The following is a 19,511-nucleotide window of genomic DNA, read 5'->3' as shown; positions in this document are numbered from 1 at the left end:
CCTTTCGCTACTGCGGGACGGGGCGGCCTCGTGACACGCACGGGGCTACGGGGCACAGGTACGGGAGCCGCCGCGGCTGCGGGAGCGCCCGCGCAGCCACACCTCGGCGGCGATCGTCGAGTAGAGGACGGCGTCGGACAGGCCGGGCGAGGCCGGCCGGCGGACGAGGCGGCGCAGGGCGGCCCCGTCCACAAGACCGAGGCGTTCCAGCCGGGAGTCCTCCCACAGGGTCAGCAGTTCGGCGCGGTTCTCGCGCAGTCCGTTGGAGGCGTCCATGGAGGCCGTGGCCTTGGTGGTGCGGCGCAGACACGGTTCCGGCACCACTCCGGTCATGGCGGCGGTGAGCACGGGTTTGTAGCGGAACGGCGTGACGCGTTCGTCCGGACGCACGGCGAGGCACGCCTCGATGACCCGGTCGTCGAAGAACGGCGAGGCCATCGGCAGACCGGCGCGGGCCGCCATGTGGTCCCACTGCCTGATGACACGCGTGGTGGAACGGATCTGCTCCAGGTCCGCGTGCATGCCCCGGTCGGGATGCAGGGGAGTCGCCGTCGCGGCGGCGTCGAGCAGAGCCCGCCGCGCCGTTCGTTCGGCGTCGGCGGTCACCCAGCCGAGGAGGCGCGGGGCCGTGCCCCAGCCGAGGCCGGTGCCGACGGACGACGAAGGGGCGGGCCGGCGCAGCGAGTTCGCGGAGTCGGCGAGCCACTTCCCGTACGGCCGTGAGTCGGCCAGGGCGCGGACCGTGCCGCCGAGCGGCCATTGCCACAGGGCCCGGAACCCGCGCAGTTGCCGCAGGGCGTGCACGGGGCGGGTGCGCAGCAGACGGTGGTAGTACGCCTCGGAGCACCACGTCACGTGGTCGCCGCCGATGCCGGTCAGGTGCACGCGGCTGCCCCGCTCGGCGAGCCCCGGCAGGTGGTGCAGGGCACGGGCGCGGTCCATCACACCGATGGTGGGCTCGTCCAGCAGGTCGTCGACGGCCAGCAGTCCGTCGTACACCAGCGGCGAGGCGTCGGCGTCCCACACCACGTGCTCGACGTCCGGGAGATGCTCCGCAGCCAGCTCGGCCCAGTACAGATCGGTGTCCGCAGGGTCGCGACCGGGCCAGGTGCCGGCCACCACACGTGCCGGAGAGCGGTCGGCGAGGAAGCAGACGGAGGTGGAGTCCAGCCCGCCGGACAGGTCGCAGCTGACCACGCCGCCCCGCCGGGTCCGCGCGCCGACGGCTTCCTGGAGCGCCGCGCGGACCGGGGCGGCCGCCTGGGCCAGCGGCACGACGGGTTCGGGCGGTGTCCACCAGCGGGTGTGCCGCCAGCCGCGCCCGTCCGCTGCGACGACCACCGCGTCCTGCGGGGGCACCGCGGTGACGGCGGGCCACAGCGATGTCTCGAAGAGTGGGTACGGGGCGGGCCAGAGGAGCCGGACGGCCAGTTCCGCGGGATCGGGGTCGAGGCCGAGGGCGTCCGCGAGCACGTCCGCCCGGGTGGCGACGACGCGCGTACCGGCGATCTCCGCGTGGAAGACCAGCCGGAGGCCGGAGGCCGTGCCCTGGACCCGGGTGCTCCCGTCGAGGGCGGCCACCAGGTGGAAGCTGCCCGGCAGGGACCGGGCCAGCGTGTCGACCTCCGCGAGGTCGCGCAGCCGGGCCGCCCTGTGCCGCAGCTCGTCCGCTTCCACCGGGCAGCAGCCGATGACCGCCAGGGCGGCCCCTCCTGCCCGTACGGTGACGGCCTCGTCGTCGCGCCAGTGGCCGGTCAGCCAGGGCCGGCCCGAGGGGTGGCGTACGGTCCGGCAGCCGGGGAGGGCGAAGGAGCGGGCCGCGGCGGCCGCCTCCTCGTGGTCGGTGAAGACCGCGAAGTGCGCCTCGCCCCGGCCCGTCCCCGCACAGGTGTGCAGTGGTGTCATGACGTCGGGTCGGAACCGTCGTCCGTCAGTTCTTGCTCAGGATCAGCCGGTCGTTGCCGTTCCTGCCCAGGAGCCCGGTCTCCTTGCGGAACGTTCCGAGACGGACGAGGGTCGGCGCTTCGTATGCCTTCTTCATGACTCTCCTCGTGTGCTGACGGCGCGGCTCGCTCCCCTGTCGACGCGCTCCGGGCTCATCGGGAGCCGGAGCGAGGAGCGCCGCGGCACCCAGCTAGCGGCAGGAAGGCCCAGGAGGGCAAGAAGGGATGCAAAAGTCCGATGATGTGCGCATTACGCGCGGCGTGCCGTGCGGGGTGGACCCGACCGGCCCTGTTCGTCGCGGGAAGGGGCCGCGCTGCGAGGGAACACGTGAGCGGAGAAACGTTGGCATCTCGACCGACGGGCCGCGGCCCTCCGCTCGGCGCGCCGGTCCGCGCGGGGGCGCGGAGGGGGCGTCCGGAGCGCATGCCGGCCCTCCGCCGCGCAACACGGCCTCCTCCGCCTGTGCGGGCGAAGGCATGGTGTGCGGGCTCACGCGATGGAGCGGGCCGTCAGTACACGGGGTCCGTCCTCCGTGATCGCGACCGTGTGTTCCGTGTGGGCCGCGCGGCTGCCGTCCGTGGTGCGGAGGGTCCAGCCGTCCGGGTCGGTGCGGTAGGCGTCGCCGCCGCCCGCGATCAGCATCGGCTCGATCGCCAGGACCATGCCGTGCCGCAGCGGCATCCCGCGTCCCGGGCGGCCCTCGTTCGGCACCGGCGGGTCCTCGTGCATGCGGCGGCCGATGCCGTGGCCGCCGTAGTCCTCCATGATCCCGTAGCCCGCGCCGCGGCACACCGTGCCGATGGCGTGCGCGATGTCGCCCATGCGGTTGCCGACGACGGCCGCCTCGATGCCCGCCTCGAGCGCCCGCTCGGCGGTCTCGATCAGGCGGGTGTCCGCCGGGCGCGCGGCGCCCACGACGAAGCTGATCGCCGAGTCGCCCGCCCAGCCGCCCAGGTGGGCGCCGCAGTCGATGGACACGAGGTCCCCGTCGCGCAGCCGGTATCCGTTCGGGATGCCGTGCACGATCGCGTCGTTCACCGACGCGCAGATCACGGCGGGGAACGGCGTCGGCGCGAAGGTGGGCCGGTACCCCAGGAACGGCGACGTCGCGCCGGCCGCGTTCAGCACCTCCTTCGCCACCTCGTCCAGTTCCAGCAGGGAAACGCCCACGTCGGCGGCCTTCCGTACGGCCGTCAGCGCCTGGGCCACGACCTGGCCCGTCTCGTACATGGCATCGATCGATGCGTCGGTCTTCAGCTCCACCATGCCAATTACTATACCGGTATTAGAATGGGTGCCATGGTGCGCACCCCCTTGACCCCCGAAGAGCGCGAACGCGGCGAGCGGCTCGGCAGGCTGCTGCGCGAGGCACGCGGAGCCCGCAGCATGACCGACGTCGCCGCGAGCGCCGGCATCTCCGCGGAGACGCTCCGCAAGATCGAGACGGGGCGGGCGCCGACCCCCGCGTTCTTCACCGTGGCCGCCCTGGCCGGGGCGCTCGGCCTGTCCATGGACGACCTGATCGGACGCTGCGCGCCGGAGATCCCGGACGTGCCGGACACCCCGGGCGCGTCGATCGCCGCCTAGCGCGACGGCACCGCGCCGCGCGCGGCTCCCGCACCCCACCGGAAAACTCTCCGTAGCCTCGCCGTAACACGCCGGGTGTTATCTACGGAGTCGAGTACTCCGGGACGGGCGGGAGTTGGCTATGACTGCGGAGCAACTCCCGGACGGTGTCCGGGAGTTCACGGACCACCTACGGGATTTGCTGGCGCGTCTTGACCGGTACGCGGGCTGGTGCCTGGTGTTCTGGCAGCGCGACCCCGAGGGCATGCGGGCGTGTCTCGAAGGGCGGGAGCCGCCGCCGTGGGACGTGGTGGAGTCGCTGCTCCAGGACCTCGCCGCCGTGCACGGCCCCGCGGCCGCCGAGGCCGAGCTGTCGAGGGCCCGTTCACTGCACGCCCGGGCGACGGCCGCGTTCGACGCGCGGCCCGGCGCCCGGCAGACGCTGAGCGACCGCCTCGACGTGATGCTCCGCGAGCAGCGGTACGCGGCGGACCGCCGGGCCGACCTGACACGCCGGCTCGCCGCCGCGACGAGCCGCGAGGAGGCGGAGGCCCTCGGCAACGACCTCGCCTGGGCCGAGGACGACCACCGCCGCGCGACGGCCCGCTGCGCGGAACTCACCGCCCGGACGACCGCCCTCGACGAGCGCGCGCGGGCCACGAGTGATTCCACGTCGTACGAGTCCCACAGCATTCGGTCGTCCCCGGCCGGCCATGACCACGGCCCGACCTCGACCGGCGGGGAACAGTGGCCGTCGCCGGCCGCCCCGGCCCACGGCCCCACTTCGATCCGCGGGGGCCAAGGTCCGTCCCCGGCCGGTCGCGACCTCGGCCCAACTGCCGACCCGGGCCACGGCCCGGCCTCGGCCGACCTGGATCACCACCCCACCCCGACGCACCGGCCCCCCGCCCCCGGCTCATCGCACCCCCGCCCCGCTCCGCACGCCGCAGCCGGCCGCGGGTCCGCGCCTCCCGAGGCGTACCCCTCCCCGCACGCGTCCCGGCAGGGACCCGCCCTCCAACCGCACGGCGACCCCGCACTTCCCGACCCCGTCCCGCCCGAGCTGCGCGCAGCGCAACAGCACGTACCCCCGCCCCCGCCCGCCGAGGAGACACGGCCCGCCCCGCCCCGCAAGCGGCGTCGCGGCGGTGCCCGGTTCGCCGGGGCGGAGGACGACGGGACGGCAGCCGTCGTCGCACCTCCCCCCGCCGTGCCGGACCTGCCCGCCGCCACCGCGGCCCGCGGCGCACGGTTCGCCGGGGCCGCCGCGGAGGCGGACACCGAGGAGCAGCCGCGGAAGGGTCGGACCGGCGCTGAGGACGTCCGCGAGGTCGCCCACCTCGTGCGGACCTTGACCCGTCTGCGCAGCGAGGGCCGCAGCGGTGACGCGCACGTCCTGCTGAACGAGGCCGCGTACTGGCCGGCCGTACGGTTCCCGCTGCTCGCGAGCGAGATGGAGCGGGCCGGGCTCGCAGCCGACTGGGCGACCCTGGTGTGGGAGGCGGCGGCGACCCTGCCCGCCGAGCGTCTCGTCGCCGCCGCCGACGCGCTCACCGCGGGAGGCCGTGCGGAGGACGGCGAGCAGATCCTGCGGCAGGGCGTCGTCCGCCCGGCCGACGAGATCGGGCACGCCGCCCTCGCCCTGGCCGACGGCACCCGCCACCGCGAGCTGCGCGCCCTGCTCGACGCCTGCGTCCGGATGCGCACCCCGCAGGACGCCGCCCGCACGGCCGCACCGGACCCGGGACGGCTGGTGCCGCTGCTCCTGACGGCCGCCCGCGCCGTGTCGGAGGAACGGCACTGGGACGTCCTGCACGCCCTGCGCGTCGCGGGACTGGCCGCCTGACCGGGGCCCGGCGGCCCGGCCCACTCACCCACAGGGGTGTCAATCACGATCGACTCCCCGGACCGCACGACGATGGTCTTGGCAAGGCCGTCCGAGGGGCTTACGTTCGTCCCTCTACGGCCGTCTCTACGGGCGTAGAGGCGCTGACGTCGCGTCGAAGGAGCTGCAGCTCATGCCCAACGTCGTAACCGCCGCCCTGGTCCAGGCCACCTGGACCGGCGACACCGAGTCCATGCTGGCGAAACACGAGGAGCACGCCCGCGAGGCGGCCCGGCGGGGCGCGAAGGTCATCGGGTTCCAGGAGGTGTTCAACGCCCCCTACTTCTGCCAGGTCCAGGACGCCGAGCACTACCGCTGGGCCGAGGCGGTCCCCGACGGCCCGACCGTGCGCCGGATGCGGGACCTGGCCCGCGAGACCGGCATGGTCGTCGTCGCCCCCGTCTTCGAGGTCGAGCAGTCCGGCCACTACTACAACACCGCCGCCGTGATCGACGCCGACGGCTCCTACCTCGGCAAGTACCGCAAGCACCACATCCCGCAGGTCAAGGGGTTCTGGGAGAAGTTCTACTTCCGCCCGGGCAACCTCGGCTGGCCCGTCTTCGACACCGCCGTCGGCAAGGTCGGCGTCTACATCTGCTACGACCGCCACTTCCCGGAGGGCTGGCGGCAACTCGGGCTCAACGGCGCCCAGTTGGTGTACAACCCGTCGGCCACGCACCGGGGCCTCTCGGCATACCTGTGGCAGCTCGAGCAACCCGCGGCCGCCGTCGCCAACGAGTACTTCGTCGCCGCCATCAACCGGGTCGGCGTCGAGGAGTACGGCGAGAACGACTTCTACGGCACGAGCTACTTCGTCGACCCGCGCGGCCGGTTCGTCGGCGACGTGGCCGGCGACAGCGAGGAGGAACTGGTGGTCCGGGACCTCGACTTCGGCCTCATCGACGAGGTGCGGCAGCAGTGGGCCTTCTACCGCGACCGCCGCCCCGACGCCTACGAAGGGCTGGTGCGCCCGTGACCGACGACCTGCTCGGCCGCCACCGCGCGGTCCTCCCCGACTGGCTCGCCCTCTACTACGACGAGCCGCTGGAGATCACCCACGGCGAGGGACGCCACGTCTGGGACGCCCGGGGCAACCGCTACCTGGACTTCTTCGGCGGCATCCTCACCACCATGACCGCCCACGCGCTGCCCGAGGTCACCAAGGCGGTGACCGAGCAGGCCGGGCGGATCATCCACTCCTCCACCCTCTACCTCAACCGGCCGATGGTGGACCTCGCCGAACGGATCGCCCAGCTCAGCGGCATCCCCGACGCCCGGGTCTTCTTCACCACCTCCGGCACCGAGGCCAACGACACCGCGCTGCTGCTCGCCACCACCTACCGGCGCAGCAACACCGTCCTGGCGATGCGCAACAGCTACCACGGCCGCTCCTTCAGCGCCGTCGGCGTCACCGGCAACCGCGGCTGGTCCCCGACCGCGCTCTCCCCGCTGCAGACGCTGTACGTGCACGGCGGGGTCCGCAGCCGGGGCCCGTTCGCCGGCCTGGACGACTACGACTTCGTCGCCGCCTGCGTCGACGACCTCAAGGACCTCCTCGGGCACACCCGCCCGCCCGCCGCGCTGATCGCCGAGCCGATCCAGGGCGTCGGCGGCTTCACCTCGCCGCCCGACGGCCTCTACGCCGCGTTCCGCGAGGTGCTGCACGAGCGCGGCGTGCTGTGGATCTCCGACGAGGTGCAGACGGGCTGGGGCCGCACCGGCGAGCACTTCTGGGGCTGGCAGGCGCACGCCCGCAGCGGGCCGCCCGACATGCTCACCTTCGCCAAGGGCATCGGCAACGGCATGTCCATCGGCGGGGTCGTCGCCCGTGCCGAGATCATGAACTGCCTGGACGCCAACAGCATCTCCACGTTCGGCGGCACCCAGGTCACCATGGCGGCGGGCCTCGCCAACCTCAACTACCTTCTGGAGCACGACCTCCAGGGCAACGCGCGCCGCGTCGGCGGTCTGCTCATCGAGCGGCTGCGGGCCGCCGCCGCCCACGTCCCCGCCGTACGGGAGGTGCGCGGACGCGGCCTGATGATCGGCATCGAGCTGACGAAGCCCGGCACCGACGAGGCCGACCCCGCCGCCGCGTCCGCCGTCCTGGAGGCCGCCCGCGCCGGCGGTCTGCTCATCGGCAAGGGCGGCGGCCATGACACCAGCGCCCTGCGCGTCGCGCCGCCGCTCTCCCTCAACGTCGCGGAGGCCGAGGAGGGCGCCGCGATCCTCGAGGACGCCCTGAGGAGCATCCAGTAGCCCGACACCCACCGGAGGACACCGCCATGACCACCTGGGAGCCACCGGTACCGGCCCTCTCGGTCCGGCAGGTCCTCGCCCTGGAACGGGTGCTCGCGGGGGAGCCCGAGGTGGTGGCCGGCGCCGGCCGGCTGGACCGGCCGGTGCGCTGGGTGCACGTCGCCGAGGCGGCCGACGTCGGCGTGATGCTCAGCGGCGGGGAGATGGTGCTCACCACCGGTGTGCTGCTCGCCGGCGACGAGCACAAGCAGACCGAGTACGTCCGCTCCCTGCACCGCGCCGAGGCGTCCGCCGTGGTCCTCGGCCTCGGCCGGGCGTTCCCGTCCCCGCCGGAGGCGATGCGGCGGGCGGCGGAGCGCTGCCAGCTGCCCCTCGTCGTACTCCACCGCCCCTTCCCCTTCGCCCAGTTGACCGAGGAGGTGCAGTCCCGGCTGGTGCGGCGGAAGTTCGCCGCCGTCAGCCTCTCCGAGGCGGTCCGCACCGAACTCACCGCCCTGATCACCGGCGGCGCCCCGCTGCAGCGGCTGCTCGACGAGATCGCCCGGCACAGCGGCTGCCCCGTCGTCGTCACCAACCTCGCCCACCGCGTCCTCGGCACGGCCGGGGAGCGGTCCGCCGTCGACGACGTGCTGCGCGACTGGGAGCGCATCGCACGGCAGGCCGGACGCAGCGAGGGCGACGGCTGGATCCGCGCGGAACTGGGCGGGCGGGGCGAGCCCTGGGGCCGGCTGGTGCTGTGCGGCTACCGGGGCGACACCGAGACCGGGCGGCTCCTCGCCGACCGGGCGGCCGAGGCGCTCGTCCTGCACCGCATGCTCGGCGGCGCCGGCTGCTCGTGGGAGGAGCAGTCCGCGCTGAGTCTGCTCACCGACCTGGTCGGCGGCGCCGTACCGGCCCGCCACCTGCTGCCCCGCGCCCGCGCGGCCGGACTTCCGGTCAACCGGCGCACGTTCGTGCCGCTCGTGGTGCGCGGACGCCGGGCCGCCCCGCTGGACCGGACGCTGCGGCTGCTCGGCCTGCCCGGCATCGCGGGCGAGCTGTCCGCCGCCGCGACCGCCGTGCTGCTCAGCCTCGCCCGTGACCAGGACGCCGAGGCGCTCACCGCGCACTTCGCGGCCCGGCTGCGCGCCGAACCGGCCGACGAGCACGTCGTGGTGGCGGCCGCGGCCGCCCGCACCTCCTTCGACGACGTGCCCGCCGGGCTGCGCGAGGCCCGGCACGTCGCCGACGCCGTCGCGGACGACGCCGCCGCCCTCGACCTGCCCCCCGTGGTGCGGCTGCGGGACGTCCATCTGCGCGGCCTGGTACGGCTGCTGCGCGACGACCCCCAGGTGCAGTCGTTCGCCGAACGGGAACTGGCCGGGCTGCTCTGCGACCCCGGCGAAGATCTCCTCCCGGTGCTGCGCACCTACCTGGCGACCGGACGCAACAAGTCCCGCACCGCTCAGCTGCATCACGTGTCCCGGCCGGCGCTGTACCGCCGGCTGGAGGCGATACAGGCGCGCCTGGGGGTGGACCTGGACGACTTCGAACAGGCCGCCTCGCTGCACATCGCACTCCTCGCGCACGACGCGCAACAACGCTGAAACGAGCGACCACCTGCGGCAACGGCGGTGACACATGGGATCGTCGGCGGATGACACGGTGACACGCCGCACCCCGGCAGACGTGACACGGTGCCACTCAAAGCGCGCTCGTCCGATTCCTAGGCTCACTGCACACCGAGCGACCGGAGGTCCCGATGAGCCGAGTGATCCGAGCCGCCGTCTTCCAGACCGCCTGGACGGGCGACAAGGAGTCGATGATCCAGGTCCACGAGCAGGCCGCGCGCGACGCGGCCGCGCAGGGCGCTCATGTGCTGTGCTTCCAGGAGCTGTTCTACGGACCGTACTTCTGCCAGGTGCAGGACCCCGCCTTCTACGAGTACGCCGAACGCATCCCCGACGGCCCGATCGTCGGGCGCTTCCAGCGCCTCGCCCGGGAACTGAACCTCGTCCTGGTGCTGCCGATGTACGAGGAGGAGCAGCCGGGCGTCCTCTACAACACGGCCGCCGTGATCGACGCCGACGGCTCCTACCTGGGCAAGTACCGCAAGACCCACATCCCGCAGGTCAAGGGGTTCTGGGAGAAGTTCTACTTCCGCCCCGGAAACAGCGGCTGGCCCGTCTTCGACACCAAGGCCGGCCGGATCGGCGTCTACATCTGCTACGACCGGCACTTCCCGGAAGGCTGGCGCGCGCTCGGACTGGCGGGCGCAGAAGTGGTGTTCAACCCGTCGGCCACCTCGCGCGGCCTGTCGGGCTACCTGTGGCAGCTGGAGCAGCCGGCGGCGGCCGTCGCCAACGAGTACTTCGTGGGCGCGATCAACCGGGTCGGCGTCGAGGAGTACGGCGACAACGACTTCTACGGCACCAGCTACTTCGTCGACCCGGAGGCCCGCTTCGTCGGCGAGGTCGCCGGCGACAAGGAGACGGAACTGGTCGTCCGCGACCTGGACCTGGCCAAACTCCGGGAGGTCCGCGACCGCTGGCAGTTCTACCGCGACCGCAACCCGTCGGCCTACGGCCCCCTGACAGCGCCCTGAAGGGGCGCGGGGAACTGCGCGAGAAACCACGACGGACCCGCACATACCCACTTGGAGGAGCGACCCCGACATGAGCACCCGCACACTCATCCGCGGTGGACTCGTCATCACCGCCTCCGACGAAACACACGCGGACGTCCTCATGGAGGACGGCCGCATCGCGGCCCTGGCCGCCTCCGGCACCCCCGCCGCCGAGGCGTTCACCGCCGAACGGACCGTCGACGCCACCGGCAAGTACGTCATCCCGGGCGGCGTGGACGCGCACACCCACATGGAGCTGCCCTTCGGCGGCACCTTCGCCTCCGACACCTTCGAGACCGGCACCCGGGCCGCCGCCTGGGGCGGCACCACCACGATCGTCGACTTCGCCGTGCAGAGCGTCGGGCACACCCTGCGCGAGGGCCTGGACGCCTGGCACGCGAAGGCGGAGGGCAACTGCGCGATCGACTACGCGTTCCACATGATCGTCTCGGACGTGAACCAGGAGACGCTGAAGGAGATGGACCTCCTCGTGGAGGAGGGCGTCACCTCCTTCAAGCAGTTCATGGCCTACCCCGGCGTCTTCTACTCCGACGACGGACAGATCCTCCGCGCCATGCAGCGCTCCGCCGACAACGGCGGCCTGATCATGATGCACGCCGAGAACGGCATCGCCATCGACGTGCTCGTCGAGCAGGCCCTCGCCCGCGGCGAGACCGACCCCCGCTACCACGGCGAGGTGCGCAAGGCCCTCCTGGAGGCGGAGGCCACCCACCGCGCCATCCGCCTCGCGCAGGTCGCCGGCGCCCCGCTGTACGTCGTGCACGTCTCCGCCACCGAGGCGGTCGCGGAACTGGCCAGGGCCCGCGACGACGGGCTGCCCGTGTTCGGTGAGACCTGCCCCCAGTACCTGTTCCTGTCCACCGACAACCTCGCCGAGCCGGACTTCGAGGGCGCCAAGTACGTGTGCAGCACGCCCCTGCGCCCCAAGGAGCACCAGGCGGCGCTCTGGCGGGGCCTGCGCACCAACGACCTCCAGGTGGTCTCCACCGACCACTGCCCCTTCTGCTTCAGCGGCCAGAAGGAGCTCGGCCGCGGAGACTTCTCCAAGATCCCCAACGGGCTGCCGGGCGTGGAGAACCGTATGGACCTCCTTCATCAGGCCGTCCTCGACGGGCACATCGGCCGCCGCCGCTGGATCGAGATCGCCTGCGCCACCCCGGCGCGGATGTTCGGCCTGTATCCGAAGAAGGGCACCATCGCGCCGGGCGCCGACGCCGACGTCGTCATCTACGACCCGGCGGCCGAGCAGGTCATGTCCGCCGGCACCCACCACATGAACGTCGACTACTCGGCGTACGAGGGCAAGCGGGTCACCGGCCGCGTGGAGACCGTGTTCTCGCGCGGGGTCCCGGTCGTCACCGACCGGGAGTACACCGGACACGCCGGACACGGCGTCTACACCCCGCGTTCCACCTGTCAGTACCTCAACTAGGAGCGGAGCGCATGGACTTCGGCCTCGTCCTGCAGACCGACCCGCCGGCGTCGCGGGTGATCAGCCTGATGAAACGCGCCGAGCGCAACGGCTTCACCCACGGGTGGACCTTCGACTCGGCCGTGCTGTGGCAGGAACCCTTCGTCGTCTACAGCCAGATCCTGGCGAACACCACGACCCTCAAGGTCGGCCCGATGGTCACCAACCCGGGCACCCGCACCTGGGAGGTGACGGCCTCCACCTTCGCCACCCTCAACGACATGTTCGGCAACCGCACCGTGTGCGGCATCGGCCGCGGCGACTCCGCGATGCGCGTCGCCGGACGCAGGCCCAACACCCTCGCCCGGCTCGGCGAGGCGATCGAGGTGATCCGCGACCTCGCCGAGGGGCGCGAGGCCGACGTCGACGGGCAGCGGCTGCGCCTGCCGTGGGTCCGCGACGGCAGGCTCCCGGTGTGGATGGCGGCCTACGGGCCCAAGGCGCTCGCCCTCACCGGGCAGAAGGCCGACGGCTTCATCCTCCAGCTCGCCGACCCGTTCCTCACCGAGTGGATGGTGAAGGCGGTGCGCGACGCCGCCGCAGAGGCCGGCCGCGACCCGGAATCCGTCACCATCTGCGTCGCCGCCCCCGCCTACGTCGGCGACGACCTGGCGCACGCCCGCGAGCAGTGCCGCTGGTTCGGCGGGATGGTCGGCAACCACGTCGCCGACCTGGTCGCCCGCTACGGCGAGCACTCCGGCATGGTCCCCGACGCGCTCACCGAGTACATCAAGGGCCGCCAGGGCTACGACTACAGCCACCACGGACGGGCCGGGAACCCGTCCACGGACTTCGTCCCCGACCAGATCGTGGACCGCTTCTGCCTGCTCGGCCCGCCCGAGGCGCACATCGAGAAGCTCCGCGCACTGCGCGACCTCGGGGTCGACCAGTTCGCGGTGTACGACATGCACGACGCGCAGGAAACGACGATCGACGCGTACGGCGCGGAGATCATCCCGGCACTCGGCGACTGAACCGGTACCACTGCGAAAGGCACGCCCATGACCGCGACCGTCCCGCCCGCGCCCTCAGAGAACCCGATACCCGACCCGGCGGGACGCGTGGAGCTGCCGCCGGGCGCCGTCCTCACCGACGCCCGCTTCGTCAACGACGACCTGCTGCCCGTCCCGCTGGCACGCCGCCGCTGGACCACGTACAACTTCACCGCCCTGTGGGTGGGGATGGCGCACAACATCCCCTCCTGGCTGCTCGCGTCCGGACTGGTCGCGCTCGGCATGGACTGGAAGCAGGCCGTCCTCACCATCGCGCTCGCCAACGTCATCGTGCTCGCGCCGATGCTGCTGACCGGTCACGCCGGACCCAAGTACGGCATCCCGTTCCCGGTGCTGGCCCGCGCCTCCTTCGGGCTGCGCGGCGCCAACCTGCCCGCCATGATCCGGGCCGCGGTCGCCTGCGCCTGGTTCGGCATCCAGACCTGGATCGGCGGCCAGGGCATCTTCGTGCTGCTCGGCAAGCTGTTCGGCGGCTGGGCCGAGGCGTCGGAGGTGGGCGGCCAGCCATGGACCCTGTGGGTCTGCTTCGTGCTCTTCTGGGCGCTCGAACTGGCCATCATCTACCGGGGGATGGAGGCGCTGCGCCGGTTCGAGAACTGGGCGGCGCCCTTCGTCATCGTCGGCGCCCTGGTACTTCTGGTGTGGATCGCGAACAAGGCCGGCGGTCTCGGACCGCTGCTGGACCAGCCCTCCCGGCTGGGCTGGGGAGCCGACTTCTGGCCGGTGTTCTTCCCGTCGCTGATGGGCATGATCGCCTTCTGGTCGACGCTCAGCCTCAACATCCCCGACTTCACCCGCTTCGGCGCGGGACAGCGCGCCCAGGTGTGGGGGCAGACGCTCGGACTGCCCACCACCATGACCCTGTTCGCGCTGCTGTCGGTGTTCGTCACGTCCGGCTCGCAGGCCGTCTACGGGGCGGCGATCTGGGACCCGGTGGAGCTGGCCGCCAGGACAGACAACGTCTTCGGGCTGCTCTTCGCGCTGATCACCGTGCTCGTCGCCACGATCTCCGTGAACATCGCGGCGAACGTGGTGTCACCGGCGTACGACCTGGCGAACCTGGCGCCGAAGTTCATCACCTTCCGCACGGGGGCGCTGATCACGGGGGTGGTCGGCGTGGTCATCATGCCGTGGAAGCTGACCGAGACGCCCGAGCTGTACATCTTCACCTGGCTCGGACTGGTCGGGGGGCTGCTCGGCACGGTCGCCGGCATCCTGATCGCCGACTACTGGATCGTGCGCCGCACCCGGCTGGACCTGACCGACCTGTACACCCCGGGCGGGCGCTACTGGTACACGTCCGGCTGGAACGTGCACGCCGTCGTCGCCTTCCTGATCGGCGGGGTGCTCGCGGTGGGCGGCTCCCACTCGGCGCCCGGCAAGGGGCCCTTCCCCGAGGACGGGCTGATTCCGTTGCTCAGGCCGCTCGCGGACTACGGCTGGGCGGTCGGCCTCGCGGCCTCGCTCGTCGTGTACGTCGTGCTGACGGCGGGGCGGCGGCGGGTGTGAGACCCGCCGCCGCGTCCCCGCGGTGCCCCGGCGGCCTCAGCGGGCGGTGCCGAAGTCCTGCGTCCAGTAGGTGCCGGACAGGCCGACGCCGATCTCCTCGAAGGAGCAGTTGAGGATGTTCGCCTTGTGGCCGGGGCTGGTCATCCAGCCCTGCATCACCTGCTCGGGGGTGGAGTAGCCGTAGGCGACGTTCTCGCCGTAGGTGCTCCAGGCGTACCCGGCGCGGGTGATGCGCTCACCGGGGTCGGAGCCGTCGGAGCCGGTGTGGGACATGGTGCCGGTCGACGCCATGTCCTCGCTGTGTCGCTGGGCGGCCGTGTTCAGCGTGGAATTGGCCGTCACCGGGGCGCAGCCGGCCTCGGCGCGCTCCTGGTTGACCAGCTCCACGACCCGGGCGACGGCGCCTGAGGCCGGGGCGGTGGGCTTCGGCGAGGCGGTGGTCGGCTTCGGGGCCGCGGTCGTCGGCTTCGGCGCGGTCGTGGTGGGCGCGGGTGCGGCCGTCGAGGGCTTCGGGGCCGCCGTGGTGGGCTTCGGGGCCGCCGTGGTGGTGGAGGGGGCCGCGCCGGCCGGCTTGGCGGCCTTCTTCCGCTTCTGCGAGGGCTTGCCGCCGTGGTGCTCACGGGCGTCCTTGGAAGGGCTCGCGGAGGCGCCGGGGGAGTCGGAGGCCACCGGCGACGGGTCGCCCTCGTGCTGGCTGCTCCACCGGCTGTACCAGCCGGGGCCGTCCCAGCGGTCCTCTCCGACGGACGGCACCGCGGTGGCGCGGTCCTCCCGCTGCCCGCCGTCCGGCCAGTCGGTACAGGCCATGGCGACCGACGGTATGCCGATGACGCCGACGGCGACCGCGGTGACGACCGTCCGCCGGTACTTCTTCTGCTGGCGATGGATTCCCATACGTGACCTCACCCCTGGGTGTGCGGAGGGTGGTCATTCTTGGGACGGCCCCGCGCGGGGCGCAAAGGGCTCGAGTACTACCCGGTTTCGTAGGCCGTGGAGGGCCTTGCGAAGGGCGGGAGAGCATGCCGACCGGCCCCCGGGAGGGCCCGGAGGCCAGCTGTCGTCACGTCAGAAAGCGCCGTGCGCGGACGAAGCGCCGGCATCCGGATCAGGGTCGGCCCGCCACCCGTACGGGCCCGGTCCGCTTTCCCGTCAAGACGGACAAGTCCCCCATGTCACCCCGGCCACGTCTACTAAGCGACCCGGTCAGATCGGGAACGAGCTGTGACAGATGTCACGGAACCATTGGTTCCGGATCCGTTTCCGGATCAGCCCTGCGTCTTCTGCAGGGCGGCCACCGCTTCCTTGGCGGCCTTGATCGCGCCCTTGTTGATCTCCTCCGTGCTCGGCGCCTTCTTCGACTCGAAGTCGCTGCCGTTGTACGTGACGATCACCAGCGCGTTCGCGGCCCGCGCCACCACGACACCCTCACGCGTGTCCTGCTTGTCCTCGGTGGTGAGGTTCACGACCGAGTACGCCGCGTCCCCGACCCCCGGGACGGCGCCCCCGCCGCTCTTCTCCGCCAGCCGCCCGTCGTACGACTTCTCCGCGGCCTCGTCGGAGGCCAGCACCTCGAAGGACACGTCGAGCCAGCGGTAGTCGTAGCCCTTCAGGGCGTTCCACGAGCAGGTGCGGCGCAGGTCGGAGTCCGTGGACGGTATCTCCTTGCCGGCCGTCTTCGCGCCCGGCACAAGGGACTTGACGGTCTTCGCGGACAGCGCGGCGCACGGCTCGGGCGCCGCCGTGTACGTCTTCACCGCCTGTGTCTCGGAGGGGGCGGTGGGCGACTGCTGTGAGGCGGTCCTCCCGGTCGGCTTGTCCTCGGAGGTCTCGGGGGCGGCCAGCGGGCCGGAGGACAGCGCCCATCCGGCCGCGGCGAGGACGACCACCGGTGACAGACGGGCGGTCAGGGCGATCGGCAGAGGAAAGGAACGCACGGCGCACTTCTCGTGGGGGACGGTGCGGAGGGGGTCCGCACTGCGGACGGGACGCCAGTGTCACACGCTTCGTCAAGGTGCGGAAGGGCTCACCTCGCTCCGTAGGCACGCGGTGACGGCGCGGTTCCGCATCGGCGGCCGCTTGCCGCATTTCCTCTGCGAATAGGGGGATTTGAGCGTCAGGGCACCCGCGCGACCCACTCGGGTGCGGTGAACTTCGTCCGCGCCAGTTCCTGAGCGCGCGCCAGTTCCTCGTCCGTCACCTTGCCCTGCGTCAGTCCGTAGCGGGCGCGGAAGGAGTCGACCATCCGTCCGATGACCGCCTCGCGCGGCAGCCCCGTCTGCCGGCGCAGCGGGTCCACCCGCTTCTTCGCGCTCTTCGTGCCCTTGTCCGACAGCTTCTCCTTGCCGATGCGCAGCACCTCGAGCATCTTGTCCGCGTCGATGTCGTACGCCATCGTCACGTGGTGCAGCACCGCGCCGGGCCGGCCGTCCGGCCCCACGATGCGCTTCTGCGCCGCGCCCGCGATCTTCCCCTGGTCGGTGGCGATGTCGTTCAGCGGCTGGTACCAGGCGCGGATGCCCATGTCGCCGAGCGCGCCGAGCACCCAGTCGTCGAGGTAGGCGTAGCTGTCCTGGAAGGACAGGCCCTGCACCAGCGCCTCCGGCACCGACAGCGAGTAGGTGATGGTGTTGCCCGGCTCCACGAACATCGCGCCGCCGCCGGAGATCCGGCGCACCACGTCCACGCCGTGCCGACGGGCGCCCTCGGGGTCCACCTCGTTGCGCAGCGACTGGAAGCTGCCGATGATCACGGCGGGGGAGGCCCACTCCCACACCCGCAGCGTCGGCGGACGCCGCCCGGCGGCCACCTCGGCGGTCAGCACCTCGTCCAGCGCCATGTGCAGCGCGGGCGGCTGCGGACCCTCGTGCACCAGCTGCCAGTCGTAGTCGGTCCAGTCCGTGGCGTGCGCCAGCGCCCGGCGCACCGCGATGCCGACGCCCTCCGCCGTGAGCCCGTACATCACGGTCCCCTCGGGCAGGGCGGCCTCGACCCGCGCGGCCAGACCGGCGGCGTCGGTGTCGGCCGGAGCGCCCTCCAGGGCGCCGTTCACGGCGTCCAGCGCCTCGTCCGGTTCCAGGAAGAAGTCCCCCGCCACACGGGCGTGCCGCAGCACCCCGTCCACCACGTCCACGTCCACCACGACGAGCTTGCCGCCGGGAACCTTGTACTCACCGTGCACGACTCCGCCTTTCCTCAGCCGCGCGTACCAACGCCGGGCCCGCCCGGATTGTTCCCGTAACGGCCGCGACGCCCGGAGCCGCGGGCTGCGCCGAGGTGGCGTCCCCCCGCAGCACGCGCCTACCCTGCGTGCGGCAACGGCCGAGGCCGCCGGCCCGGAGCGGGTGGTGCGAGGGCCGGACGACGCGAACACCTGGGGCAGGGGATGCAGTTCACCACCCGACCGACCCTCCAGGGCACCTTCGGCATGGTGTCCTCCACCCACTGGCTGGCCTCCCAGTCCGCCATGGCCGTCCTCGAGGACGGCGGCAACGCCTACGACGCGGCCGTCGCCGGCGCCTTCGTGCTGCACGTCGTCGAACCCCACCTCAACGGCCCGGCCGGCGAAGTGCCGATGATCCTCGCGCCGGCCGGCGGGGACGTGCGCGTGCTGTGTGGGCAGGGCGTCGCCCCGGCCGGCGCGACCGTCGCCCACTACAAGGGGCTCGGCCTCGACCTCGTCCCCGGCACCGGACCCCTCGCCGCCGCCGTGCCCGGCGCCTTCGACGCCTGGATGCTCCTGCTGCGCGACCACGGCACCAAGTCCCTCGCCGACGTCCTCAAGTACGCCGTCGGCTACGCCGAGGACGGCCACCCGCCCGTGGAGCGCGTCGGTGAGACAGTGGAGACCGTGCGCGAACTGTTCGAGACGGAGTGGACCACCTCCGCCGAGGTCTACCTGCCCGGCGGACGCCCGCCGCGCCCCGGCGAGCTCTTCCGCAACCCCGCCCTCGCCGCCACCTGGAAGCGGCTGCTCGCCGAGGTCGCCGGCGCCGGCGACCGGGAGGCGCAGATCGAGGCCGCCCGCGACGTGTGGCGCACCGGCTTCGTCGCCGAGGCCCTGGTCCGGCAGGCCGCCCGCCCCACCCTCGACACCAGCGGGAAGCGCCACACCGGCACCCTCACCGCCGACGACCTCGCCGCCTGGTCCGCCGGCTACGAGGACCCGGTCACCTACGACTTCGACGGCTGGACCGTGTGCAAGGCCGGACCGTGGAGCCAGGGCCCCGCGTTCCTCCAGCAACTCGCGCTGCTCACCGACGAGTTGCCGCCCTACGGATCGGCCGCCTACCTGCACCTGCTGATCGAGAACTGCAAGCTCGCCATGGCCGACCGCGAGGCCTGGTACGGCGACGCCGCCGAGGTGCCCCTCGACGACCTGCTGTCCGCCGCGTACAACGCCGAGCGGCGCACCATGGTCGGCCCGCGCGCCTCCCACGAGCTGCGCCCCGGCAGCCCCGGCGGCCGCACCCCCCGGCTCGCCGCCCACGCGCGCGTCGTGGCCACCGACGAACCCGGCTTCAGCCCCATGGGCGTCGGCGAGCCGACCGTCGCCAAGAGTCCCACCTCCCCGGTGCCCGGCGAACCGGAGGTCTCCGCCGACGGCGCCACCCGCGGCGACACCTGCCACCTCGACATCGTGGACCGCTGGGGCAACATGATCTCCGCCACGCCCAGCGGCGGCTGGCTCCAGTCCAACCCCGTCGTGCCCGAGCTGGGCTTCCCGCTCGGCACCCGGCTCCAGATGACCTGGCTGGAGGAGGGCCTGCCCAACAGCCTCACCCCGGGCCGCCGCCCCCGCACCACGCTCACCCCGTCCCTCGCCCTGCGCGACGGCGTGCCGGTCATGGCGTTCGGCACGCCCGGCGGCGACCAGCAGGACCAGTGGCAGCTGCACTTCTTCCTCGCCGTCGCCCTGCGCGCGAAGGTGCGCGGCGGGCTCGACCTCCAAGGGGCCGTCGACGCCCCCAACTGGCACAACGACAGCTTCCCCGGCTCGTTCTACCCGCGCGGCATGCGGCCCGGCAGCGTCACCGTCGAGTCCCGCACCGCCCCGGAGGTCGTCGAGGAGCTGCGCCGCCGCGGCCACGACGTCACCGTCGGTGACGCCTGGTCCGAGGGCCGGCTGTGCGCGGTCGCCCGCGACCCTGACACCGGCGTCCTCTCGGCGGCCGCCAACCCGCGCGGGCAGCAGGGGTACGCGGTGGGGCGCTGAGCCCATCCACGACGGTGCGGGCAGCC

15 protein-coding genes and 1 pseudogene are annotated in these 19,511 nt (G+C 72.9%); 10 read left to right on the top strand and 6 right to left on the bottom strand.

What is annotated here, in order from left to right; translation table 11 throughout:
• Nucleotides 1-7: 7 nt before the first annotated feature.
• From ELQ39_RS05210 to map, 3 genes and pseudogenes are all read right to left on the bottom strand, one after another.
• A pseudogene (locus ELQ39_RS05210) lies at nt 8-1,905 on the bottom strand (lasso peptide isopeptide bond-forming cyclase).
• Between the two features lie 25 nt (nt 1,906-1,930).
• The gene (locus ELQ39_RS05205; RefSeq protein WP_190001484.1) at nt 1,931-2,041 is read right to left on the bottom strand and encodes a keywimysin-related RiPP; all 111 of its coding nucleotides are present in this window, start codon (nt 2,039-2,041) and stop codon (nt 1,931-1,933) included.
• Nucleotides 2,042-2,433: 392 nt separating this feature from the next.
• The gene (gene map, locus ELQ39_RS05200) at nt 2,434-3,210 is read right to left on the bottom strand and encodes a type I methionyl aminopeptidase (RefSeq protein ID WP_242591160.1); all 777 of its coding nucleotides are present in this window, start codon (nt 3,208-3,210) and stop codon (nt 2,434-2,436) included.
• A gap of 33 nt (nt 3,211-3,243) precedes the next feature.
• Between map and ELQ39_RS05195 the strand changes: the two genes are divergently transcribed.
• The 9 genes from ELQ39_RS05195 (at nt 3,244) to ELQ39_RS05155 (ending at nt 14,273) form a co-directional block, all read left to right on the top strand.
• Nucleotides 3,244-3,531: a helix-turn-helix domain-containing protein gene (locus ELQ39_RS05195; RefSeq protein WP_190001486.1), complete on the top strand. Its 288-nt coding sequence runs from the start codon at nt 3,244-3,246 to the stop codon at nt 3,529-3,531.
• A gap of 121 nt (nt 3,532-3,652) precedes the next feature.
• On the top strand, nt 3,653-5,356 hold the full coding sequence (locus ELQ39_RS05190; protein ID WP_242591159.1) for a hypothetical protein: 1,704 nt from the start codon (nt 3,653-3,655) through the stop codon (nt 5,354-5,356).
• A 172-nt stretch (nt 5,357-5,528) separates the two neighbouring features.
• On the top strand, nt 5,529-6,371 hold the full coding sequence (locus ELQ39_RS05185; protein WP_225641659.1) for a nitrilase-related carbon-nitrogen hydrolase: 843 nt from the start codon (nt 5,529-5,531) through the stop codon (nt 6,369-6,371).
• Nucleotides 6,368-7,654: an aspartate aminotransferase family protein gene (locus ELQ39_RS05180; protein WP_225627330.1), complete on the top strand. Its 1,287-nt coding sequence runs from the start codon at nt 6,368-6,370 to the stop codon at nt 7,652-7,654. The genes ELQ39_RS05185 and ELQ39_RS05180 overlap by 4 nt, the downstream gene beginning before the upstream one ends.
• A gap of 26 nt (nt 7,655-7,680) precedes the next feature.
• Nucleotides 7,681-9,240, top strand: a complete 1,560-nt coding sequence (locus ELQ39_RS05175) for a PucR family transcriptional regulator (protein WP_242591158.1) — start codon at nt 7,681-7,683, stop codon at nt 9,238-9,240.
• Between the two features lie 155 nt (nt 9,241-9,395).
• Nucleotides 9,396-10,238, top strand: a complete 843-nt coding sequence (locus ELQ39_RS05170; protein WP_242591157.1) for a nitrilase-related carbon-nitrogen hydrolase — start codon at nt 9,396-9,398, stop codon at nt 10,236-10,238.
• 70 nt (nt 10,239-10,308) lie between these two features.
• A complete protein-coding gene (gene hydA, locus ELQ39_RS05165; protein WP_190001492.1) occupies nt 10,309-11,712 on the top strand; it encodes a dihydropyrimidinase in 1,404 nt (467 codons plus the stop codon).
• A gap of 11 nt (nt 11,713-11,723) precedes the next feature.
• Complete coding sequence (locus ELQ39_RS05160) at nt 11,724-12,725, top strand: TIGR03842 family LLM class F420-dependent oxidoreductase (protein ID WP_242591156.1); 1,002 nt, start codon at nt 11,724-11,726, stop codon at nt 12,723-12,725.
• A gap of 27 nt (nt 12,726-12,752) precedes the next feature.
• Nucleotides 12,753-14,273: an NCS1 family nucleobase:cation symporter-1 gene (locus ELQ39_RS05155; protein WP_242591155.1), complete on the top strand. Its 1,521-nt coding sequence runs from the start codon at nt 12,753-12,755 to the stop codon at nt 14,271-14,273.
• Between the two features lie 36 nt (nt 14,274-14,309).
• Here the strand turns inward: ELQ39_RS05155 and ELQ39_RS05150 are convergent, their stop codons facing one another.
• From ELQ39_RS05150 to ELQ39_RS05140, 3 genes are all read right to left on the bottom strand, one after another.
• The gene (locus ELQ39_RS05150) at nt 14,310-15,167 is read right to left on the bottom strand and encodes a CAP domain-containing protein (protein ID WP_242591154.1); all 858 of its coding nucleotides are present in this window, start codon (nt 15,165-15,167) and stop codon (nt 14,310-14,312) included.
• A 371-nt stretch (nt 15,168-15,538) separates the two neighbouring features.
• Complete coding sequence (locus ELQ39_RS05145; RefSeq protein WP_225641653.1) at nt 15,539-16,207, bottom strand: hypothetical protein; 669 nt, start codon at nt 16,205-16,207, stop codon at nt 15,539-15,541.
• Nucleotides 16,208-16,386: 179 nt separating this feature from the next.
• A complete protein-coding gene (locus ELQ39_RS05140) occupies nt 16,387-17,451 on the bottom strand; it encodes a lipoate--protein ligase family protein (protein ID WP_242591153.1) in 1,065 nt (354 codons plus the stop codon).
• 204 nt (nt 17,452-17,655) lie between these two features.
• On the opposite strand from ELQ39_RS05140, the gene ELQ39_RS05135 reads away from it, so the two are divergent.
• Complete coding sequence (locus ELQ39_RS05135; RefSeq protein WP_242591152.1) at nt 17,656-19,485, top strand: gamma-glutamyltransferase family protein; 1,830 nt, start codon at nt 17,656-17,658, stop codon at nt 19,483-19,485.
• The last annotated feature ends 26 nt before the right edge of the window (nt 19,486-19,511 follow it).

Source organism: Streptomyces sp. GB4-14, from assembly GCF_022696125.1.
In the GTDB taxonomy this organism is placed as follows: Bacteria; Actinomycetota; Actinomycetes; order Streptomycetales; family Streptomycetaceae; genus Streptomyces; species Streptomyces werraensis.
The sequence above is the reverse complement of the archived record's forward strand: the minus strand, read 5'-3'. Positions and strand labels throughout refer to the sequence as shown.